At 52.7% G+C, this 8,028-nt stretch carries 6 protein-coding genes, 1 tRNA gene and 1 pseudogene; 2 read left to right on the top strand and 6 right to left on the bottom strand.

Going from position 1 to position 8,028, the window contains the following annotated elements; translation table 11 throughout:
* Window positions 1-5 precede the first annotated feature (5 nt).
* Window positions 6-1,259 carry an ABC transporter permease gene (locus ACTHUE_RS08070; protein ID WP_440361228.1) on the top strand — a complete coding sequence of 418 codons (1,254 nt, stop codon included), beginning with the start codon at window positions 6-8 and terminating at the stop codon, window positions 1,257-1,259.
* Between the two features lie 192 nt (window positions 1,260-1,451).
* Here ACTHUE_RS08070 and ACTHUE_RS08065 read toward each other — a convergent pair.
* The 4 genes from ACTHUE_RS08065 to ACTHUE_RS08050 form a co-directional block, all read right to left on the bottom strand.
* A tRNA-Lys gene (locus ACTHUE_RS08065) sits at window positions 1,452-1,527 on the bottom strand.
* 59 nt (window positions 1,528-1,586) lie between these two features.
* Window positions 1,587-2,666: an iron-sulfur cluster carrier protein ApbC gene (apbC, locus tag ACTHUE_RS08060; RefSeq protein ID WP_036493993.1), complete on the bottom strand. Its 1,080-nt coding sequence runs from the start codon at window positions 2,664-2,666 to the stop codon at window positions 1,587-1,589.
* Window positions 2,667-2,830: 164 nt separating this feature from the next.
* Window positions 2,831-4,894 carry a glycine--tRNA ligase subunit beta gene (gene glyS, locus ACTHUE_RS08055; protein ID WP_049336666.1) on the bottom strand — a complete coding sequence of 688 codons (2,064 nt, stop codon included), beginning with the start codon at window positions 4,892-4,894 and terminating at the stop codon, window positions 2,831-2,833.
* Between the two features lie 168 nt (window positions 4,895-5,062).
* Window positions 5,063-6,157, bottom strand: a complete 1,095-nt coding sequence (locus ACTHUE_RS08050) for an FAD-dependent oxidoreductase (RefSeq protein WP_049336665.1) — start codon at window positions 6,155-6,157, stop codon at window positions 5,063-5,065.
* 321 nt (window positions 6,158-6,478) lie between these two features.
* Here ACTHUE_RS08050 and ACTHUE_RS08045 point away from each other — a divergent pair, with 321 nt between their 5' ends.
* Window positions 6,479-6,703 carry a cell division protein gene (locus ACTHUE_RS08045; protein ID WP_224783383.1) on the top strand — a complete coding sequence of 75 codons (225 nt, stop codon included), beginning with the start codon at window positions 6,479-6,481 and terminating at the stop codon, window positions 6,701-6,703.
* Window positions 6,704-6,813: 110 nt separating this feature from the next.
* Here the strand turns inward: ACTHUE_RS08045 and ACTHUE_RS08040 are convergent, their stop codons facing one another.
* Window positions 6,814-7,326 (bottom strand): SH3 domain-containing protein, encoded by a 513-nt coding sequence (locus ACTHUE_RS08040; RefSeq protein ID WP_049336662.1) that lies wholly within the window; start codon window positions 7,324-7,326, stop codon window positions 6,814-6,816.
* Between the two features lie 90 nt (window positions 7,327-7,416).
* Window positions 7,417-8,028: pseudogene (locus ACTHUE_RS08035) on the bottom strand (bifunctional [glutamate--ammonia ligase]-adenylyl-L-tyrosine phosphorylase/[glutamate--ammonia-ligase] adenylyltransferase); the annotation flags it as partial.

Genomic DNA, 8,028 nt, shown 5'->3' with positions numbered 1-8,028 from the left:
CCACAATGACGATTTCCTCCCTCCTCAAAGAACTCAAACTGCTCTGCCGCGACCTGCACGGTTTGGCCGTGTTGTTTGTGATGCCCATCGCCTTCATGCTGATTATGTCGTTGGCGCTGAGCCGCGACCAAGATCCGCACACCGACAGCCGTATCGCGCTGGTTGGCATAGCAAACGATAGTATCAATACCGCGCTGGCCGCTGCGCTGGAAAAAGAGCAAATCCATGTCACACTGATGCCGTCTGAAAAACTGACCGACGCGCAAAACGGCCTGCACGACAAACGTTTCCAACTGGTGCTGCACAACCCGAACCCCGCTTCCGGCAAAATCGCCGACGACAAAGCCCTGCAAATCTATGTACCGCCCGATACCGAGCCTTCATGGCTGGCGGCTGTCAAAGGCGTTTTGCAGCAGCACTACACTGAAACGCGGCTGGACGCTTATTTCGACAACAATGACGGCATCAAAATCGACAATAAAAAACTGCCTCGTTCCATCCGCAAAGACATCCAGAAAAAAGTGGATGAAAAAAACGACGAACAATTCGCCGCCGTGCGCAGCTTTTTAGATAAAAAAATGCTGGAAGAACACTATCTGAGCGTAGGCAGCGGCACGGTGGAAAAACCCAACGCCGTACAGCACAGTGTACCCGCATGGCTGATTTTCGGTATGTTTTTCATCATGATACCGCTATCGAACGTCATGGCGCTGGAACGCCAAACCAACACCATCACCCGCCTGCGCCTCGCCCGTGCTTCCGCATTCGGCCTGATTGCGGCGAAGCTCGTCCCCTATTTCCTGATTAACCAGCTTCAGTTTGTCGGAATGCTGCTGCTCGGCCGCTACCTGCTGCCTGAAATCGGCGTGCCCGCCCTCATACTCAATGGCAGCCTTGTTCCCTACGCGTTGCTGTCCGCTGCCGTCAGTGCCGCCGCACTCGGCTACGCGCTGTTAATCAGCGTCTGCGCCAAATCTACCGAACACGCCGTCGTACTCGGCGGCGGCGGCATTATCCTGATGGCGGCAATCGGCGGCATTATGGTGCCTGCACACGTCATGCCCGAAACCATGCAGCAACTCACTTGGATTTCCCCGATGGCTTGGGGCTTGAAGGCTTTTCAAGAATTGCTGCTCAACCGCAGCGGACTGGACGGAATCGGCCGTTATCTGCTTCTACTGTCAGCGTTCTCTTTTTCCACATTGACTGCTGCCGTATTGGTTTATCGTAAGCAGTTGCAGACGCAGGTAAGGTTTTAAACGTTTGTCTGCCCTAAGTAGAAAACTTATTTCTCAAAACCATTCCTATAAAACTCCAGGCCGTCTGAAAATACTTTCAGACGGCCTGATGCTTGATATGCTATGAATTGTTTCAATAACAAAATATGTTCAACAAAATCCTAAAATCCAAACGTAAAAAAACCTGCTTTTTTCAAAGCAGGTTTTCATATTTGGTGGGTCGTGAGCGATTCGAACGCTCGACCAACGGATTAAAAGTCCGCTGCTCTACCGACTGAGCTAACGACCCGATAAGCTGTGCATTATAGAGATGGAGCACACAGCTGTCAACACCTTTTTTAAACTTTTTTATTCGACGACGATTTTCGGGAAGCGGCTGCTGAAGTCTTTGCCTTTATCGGCAATGGCCAGTGCGATTTGGAAGGCGGCTTCGGTGTAGATGTCGGCGATGGTTTGGTTGTTTTCAAACAAGGCAGAAGATGTGCCGCTGTCCATGGCTTCGCGTACAGGCAGGCTCAATGGAAGTTGGCCGAGCAACGGTACATTCAAACGCTCTGCCAAGTTTTTGCCGCCTTCTGCGCCGAAGATTGCTTCGGCATGGCCGCAGTTGGTGCAAATATGGACAGACATGTTTTCCAAAACGCCCAAAATCGGAATATTGACTTTGTTGAACATATCCACGGCTTTGCGTGCATCAATCAGGGCGATGTCTTGCGGCGTGGTCACGACAACGGAGCCGGTTACGGGGATTTTTTGCGACAGGGTCAATTGGATATCGCCGGTACCGGGTGGCAGGTCGATGAAGAGATAATCGACATTGTCCCATTCGCTTTGGAACATAAGTTGTTGCAAGGCTTGGCTGACCATCGGGCCGCGCCAAACGACGGCTTGGTCGGTATCGACCAGAAAACCGATGGACATCACTTGAATGCCGCTTTCGGCTTCAACGGGAATGAGTTTTTTGTTTTGTTGGTCGGGTTTACGGTCTTGTACGCCGAGCATGGTGGGCTGACTTGGGCCGTACAGGTCGGCATCGAGTACGCCGACGCGCGCGCCCATTCTGGCCATTGCGGTGGCAAGGTTGGCAGTGGTCGTTGATTTGCCGACGCCGCCTTTGCCCGATGCTACGGCGATGATGTTTTTCACGCCTTTGATGGTTGCTACGCCGGGTTGGACTTTATGCGTACCGATTTCGGTATCGATACTCAAGTGAATGTGGGTATCACCGGTATGCGAAATGACGGCTTCTTGAACGGCGTTGGCAATGTCTGCGGCAATATGGGCAACCGGGAACGCGAATTTCAGGCCGATATGCAGGCCGTCTGAACGCTCTTCCAGAAGCGAAACGGCTTTTTCGCTGCCCAAAGTGCGTATTGTGGTGGGAATCAACACGGCATCGAGTGCGGTTCGGATGGCTGGAATATTCATAATCTGCCTCTTGAATGTGGGAAATTGTTTGATGTGCGCGATTTGCCTGCCTGACAAATCTGCTGAATTATACCCTTGAACGCCATGTAAGGGATACGCCCGAAAAACTTCAGGCTGCCTGAATCATCGGGCAGCCTGAAAAACGGGTCAACTGAAACGCGGCCTTATTCGCTCAAGAGCGCAATGTCGGCAACTGCGTTCATTTGTTCTGCCAAACGGTTCAGCAGGTTCAAACGGTTTTGTTTCACGGCGGCATCTTCGGCCATTACCATCACGCCGTCGAAGAAGGCATCGACTTGCGGTTTGACGGAAGCCAGTTCGGACAAAGCAGTTTGGAAATTGCCTTCGGCAACGGCGGCGGAGATTTTCGGCTGCAAACCTTGCGCGGCGGCATACAGGGCTTTTTCTTCGTCTTGTTGCAACAGGCTTTCGTTAACCGCGCCCAACTCGGCATCGGCTTTTTTCAGCAGGTTTTGCACGCGTTTGTTGGCGGCAGCGAGCGCGGCGGCTTCGGGCAGTTGTTTAAACGCGGCAACGGCTTGCAGTTTGGCGGTCAAATCGTCCAAACGGCGCGGCTGTTTGGCGAGTACGGCGGCGACGATGTCTTGCGGATAGTCGTTTTGCAGCAACACGGCAAGGCGCGCCTGCATGAAGTCGACGGTTTCAGACGGCGTTTTTTCGTTGAGCAAACCTTTGGGGAAGCTGTCGAAGGTCGTCTGAATCAGCTCGTTCACGTCCAAGCCATACTGCATCAGCATCCGCAAAATACCCAAGGCAGCGCGGCGCAGGGCGTAGGGGTCTTTGTCGCCGGTCGGAATCAGACCGATGCCCCAAATGCCGACCAAGGTTTCCAGTTTGTCGGCCAGCGCAACGGCAGTAGCGACTTTGCCGTTCGGCAGGTTGTCGCCGGCAAAACGCGGTTGGTAGTGCTGCTCGATGGCTTCGGCGATTTCTTCGGTTTCGCCGTCCAAGCGGGCGTAGTATTTGCCCATCGTACCTTGCAGTTCGGGGAACTCGCCGACCATTTCGGTCACCAAGTCGGCTTTTGCCAGACGCGTGGCGCGTTCGGCTGCGGCGGCATCTGCGCCCAGTGCTTTGGCGATGTGGGCGGCAATGCTTTGCAGGCGTTCGATGCGTTCGGCCTGCGAACCGATTTTGTTGTGATAAACCACGTTTGCCAGCTTGGGCAGGCGGCTTTCCAAAGTCGCTTTCTGGTCTTGCTTGTAGAAGAACTCGGCATCAGACAGGCGCGCACGCAAAACGCGTTCGTTGCCTTGGATGATGTGCGACGGGTCTTCGGTTTGCAGGTTGGAGACCAGCAGGAAGCGGTTCATCAGCTTGCCGTTTTGGTCGAGCAGCGGGAAGTATTTTTGGTTTTGCTGCATGGTCAGAATCAGGCATTCCTGCGGCACGGCGAGGAAATGTTCTTCAAAACCGGCTTCCAATACCACAGGCCATTCGACCAATGCAGTCACTTCGTCCAACAAGGCTTCATCGGCGGCAACGGTCGCTTTCAGACGACCTGCCTGTTCGTTCAAGGCTGTCTGAATCGCAGCTTTGCGCTCGGCAAACGAAGCTACGACTTTGCCTTGCTCGCGCATTTGTGCGGCGTAGCTGTCGGCGTTTTCAATGGTGATTTCGCCGTTGGACAGGAAGCGGTGTCCCAAGGTTTGATTGCCGCTTTGCAGGCCCAAAACGCTGACGTTCACGATCTCGCCGCCGTGCAGCACAATCAGCCCGTGGACAGGGCGCACGAAGGTGAATGTGCTGCTGCCCCAACGCATGACTTTCGGAATCGGCAATTTTTTCACTGCGGCATTGATGATGTCTTCCAAGAGTTCGCCCAATGGTTTGCCGGTTTGGACGTACTCGTAGGCGTACACGTCTTGCTTGCCGTCGTTGATGATGGTTAGGTCTTCGATTTTCGCACCCGCACCGCGCGCAAAACCTTCCAAAGCCTTAGTCGGCGCACCGTCCTTCATGGCATTGGCCACGGCCGGGCCTTTTTTCACGATTTTTTGGTCGGCTTGAACGGCCTTCACGTTTTTGACTTGAACGGCCAAACGGCGCGGAGAAGCGTAGGCAGTGTATTCGGCCTCGCCGTCAATTAGTTGCGCTTTTTCCAAGCCTTCGGCAACGGAAGCGGCAAAATGGTTGCCCAGATTATTGAGGGCCTTTGGCGGGAGTTCTTCAGTGAGAAGTTCGATTAAGAGGGTTTGGGTTGTCATGTGCTTATCGTTAAATAGGAAATTGGTTTGGCATCTGAAAACGGCATCATGCGGTTTTCAGACGCAAGGTTGATTGAATTGACGGCGATTTTATCATTTTCAGACGGCCTGTGGCTGTCTTTCACAAACAATTTGCCCGATTTTCAAGCAACTTCGTCCGCAACGGCTTCAATTCGCAGCGCGGATATACGGCAAACCGCTGGTTTCGTCGCTTTCGGGAATGTCGCTTCCGGCAAACAGCGCACCGGCCAAACGCACGGCTGCGCCGGTCACGGCCGGGGAAATCATAAAGCCGTGGCGGAACAGGCCGTTGACTTCAATCAGGCGGCGTTCGCGGTTGAAGCGGATTTCAGGATTGTGGTGGTTTAACGTCGGGCGCAGGCCGGTGGCCAGTTCCAAAAGGTTTGCCTCGCCAAAGGCCGGATGCACGGCATACAGCGCGGACAAAAGTTCCAAACCGGAACGCACGCTGGCCGGCGCTTGGCTTTCGCTTTCGATTTGGGTCGCACCAATCACAAAAATATGGTTTTCCTTCGGCGCGATATACAAAGGATAGCGCGGATGCAGCAGGCGCACGGGGCGGGACAGCTCGACTTCTGGCGCGTAAACGCGCGCCACTTCGCCGCGTATGCCGCGCAATTGGCTTTCAGACGGCCTGTTCCACGCTGCTTTTGCACCATAACCGCGGCAGTCGATGACCCAATCGTATTGCGCCGCCAAATCTTCGACTTCGCGTTCGCACAACCAATGGCAAGGCACATTCATTGATTCCAAAGCATCGGCAAGCGCATTCAATACCTGCCGTCCGTCCAACTGTCCTTCCACCGGCAGATACAGGCCGTCTGAAAACCGCCCTGCCAGTTGCGGCTCGTTTGCCGCGATTTCATCTGCGTTCCAACGTATGGTTTCATGTTCCGCCACGCCGCCGCGCTTCAAATGACGGGCAAACTCGGCAGAAAGCGGCTTGTCCTGCGTATGCCAAACAATCAGGCTGCCTTTTTCCTGCATCATCACCGGCGTGTTCAGACGGCCTAAAATACCGCGCCACAGCGCGAAACTCTGCCTGCCCAAACGGATGACTTCGGGCGTTGCCTCCACCGCTTCGGCAGACGGCGCCAACATGGCCGCGGCAACATAAGCGGCGGCTTGCGCGCCTTTGCGTTCGCCTTTCTCAAACAACTCGACCGAAATGCCCTGCTCTGCCAGCTGGAACGCCATCAGACGGCCCGACAGACCGCCACCGAGTACCGCAACCTTAGACATCAGTTTCTCCTTGTTTTTAATATATAAATAAGCAGCATATTTTAGAACTTGTTTTGCTGTATCACAATATCGACAGAAAATGAGAAAAGTTTTTGCATATCATGATTGCCCAGATCAAGCCGATAACTTATAAACAAACAGACGGAATCCCTCCCTCTGCAAGCAGTTACCCATCGCCTCAGACTGCCAATCAGCTTTTATAAAAATATCTTCCTTACATAAAACCTACTATAATGCCATCTTTTGACATATTTACATTCACTCAACATCATTGCACCTGCTGATTGGCTTTGATGCACCCATTTGATTTTATAAGGAATAATGATGAAAAGCTTGGGCAGTACTTTATTTATCCTCGGCGTATTGGCATTCGGTTTGAATTATATGAACGCCGTCCCCAAAGTCTTGGCCTGGATTTACGAATGGGGCGAAGATACCGCCCTATGGATTAAAGCAGGCATTACAGGTAGTGGCGCTTTACTGTGGTTGGCAGGCAATTTCCTTGAAAAACCTGCAGAGGTAGAAGCAGAACAGGAAGAAGAATAAATACCATAAAAGGCCGTCTGAAAAGTTCAGACGGCCTTTTTTATATCTTCGGCAAAACAGTATCTACTTTATGTCCGAAAGTATGCTTTATCGGATAAATTGCTTGTTTATTACTCCACGCGTCGAAGTTGACTTTTATGGATATAACCCTGAATCGAAATATGATGACCATACTCGTCTTTTTCTGTGTGAGCTCCCTGATTGCTGTACCACAACCAGTCGCCTTTTCTGAAGGCTGGGGCGATCTGTACACGTGTTCCGTTTGGGAGTGTTTTGATGATTTCGCCTTGCCTGATCGGTTCTTCGGGGTAGCTGTTGTTACGGACGTTTGCCGATTCGTCAGGGCTGGCGACAACATAATTGTGCACGATAAAGCCTTGGCTCTGATGGACGTAGCCTGTACGGTGTCCGTCTAATTGAATATGAAACCATTTACCCTGTTTACTGAGTATTTTATGTTTTTTGCTTTCATAATCCAGTACGGTCATGATTTTGCTGCGTGTATCAGGAGCGGCACGAACGTTTGCAGAGCCATCGCATTCGGTATAAGGCAAAAAGTAATCAGCGGCTTGGGCTGCGGCCGACGACAGTAAAACCGTTAAAAACAGTGCTATTTTCTTCATGGTTGGTTTTCCTTATATGTTTAGAGTGAGTTTGTTGTAGCGGTAAATTATGTTGCCGTGCAGGCTTTGACGCTGAATACGCCCGCCTGCTTATCCGAATTTCACTTCTACCCCGAATACTTCCCGCCATAGTTTTCGCACGTTGTCGTAGTGGGTCAGCAATTCGTCCGTTACTTCGGTTTTTTTGGCATCTCGCAGTTTGGTGTTGTGTTGCTGCTGGCGGTAGAAGCGGTAGGCGGTGCGGCTTTGTTCGGCGAGAGTTTTGTCGATGAGGCCGCAGTCGGCAGCGATGTTCAACAAGGCAATGTTGCCGTAATTATCGAGGAGTTGCGGATACTGGCGGGCATGGGCAAGTATCAGATATTGGACGATAAATTCGACGTCGACCACGCCGCCGCGCGCGTATTTGACGTTGCTGTCAACCGGCGGATGGGTAGGGAACATTTTTTCACGCATTTCGATGATTTCGCCTGACAAGGCGGTTTGGTCGCGTTCGGCGGTGAGGATTTCGGTGCGGATGCGGTCGAAGGCTGTCTGAATTTCGGGTGTGCCACAGATGAAGCGGGCGCGGGTGAGGGACTGGTGTTCCCACGTCCAGGCGTTTTCGCGCTGGTATTTTTCGAAGGCGGCGATGCTGTGGGCGAGGAAGCCGGCGTCGCCGTTGGGGCGCAGGCGCAGGTCGGTTTCGTAGAGGCTGCCTGC

Source organism: Neisseria sp. P0021.S005, from assembly GCF_051956955.1.
Note: the sequence above shows the minus strand (reverse complement) of the source record. Positions and strands in the feature narration are given on the sequence as shown.

Coding starts and splice junctions, on each gene's coding strand:
- ACTHUE_RS08070 (WP_440361228.1), top strand. CDS start 6: ATGACGATTTCCTCCCTCCTCAAAGAACTCAAACTGCTCTGCCGCGAC.
- apbC (WP_036493993.1), bottom strand. CDS start 2,666: ATGAATATTCCAGCCATCCGAACCGCACTCGATGCCGTGTTGATTCCC.
- glyS (WP_049336666.1), bottom strand. CDS start 4,894: ATGACAACCCAAACCCTCTTAATCGAACTTCTCACTGAAGAACTCCCG.
- ACTHUE_RS08050 (WP_049336665.1), bottom strand. CDS start 6,157: ATGTCTAAGGTTGCGGTACTCGGTGGCGGTCTGTCGGGCCGTCTGATG.
- ACTHUE_RS08045 (WP_224783383.1), top strand. CDS start 6,479: ATGATGAAAAGCTTGGGCAGTACTTTATTTATCCTCGGCGTATTGGCA.
- ACTHUE_RS08040 (WP_049336662.1), bottom strand. CDS start 7,326: ATGAAGAAAATAGCACTGTTTTTAACGGTTTTACTGTCGTCGGCCGCA.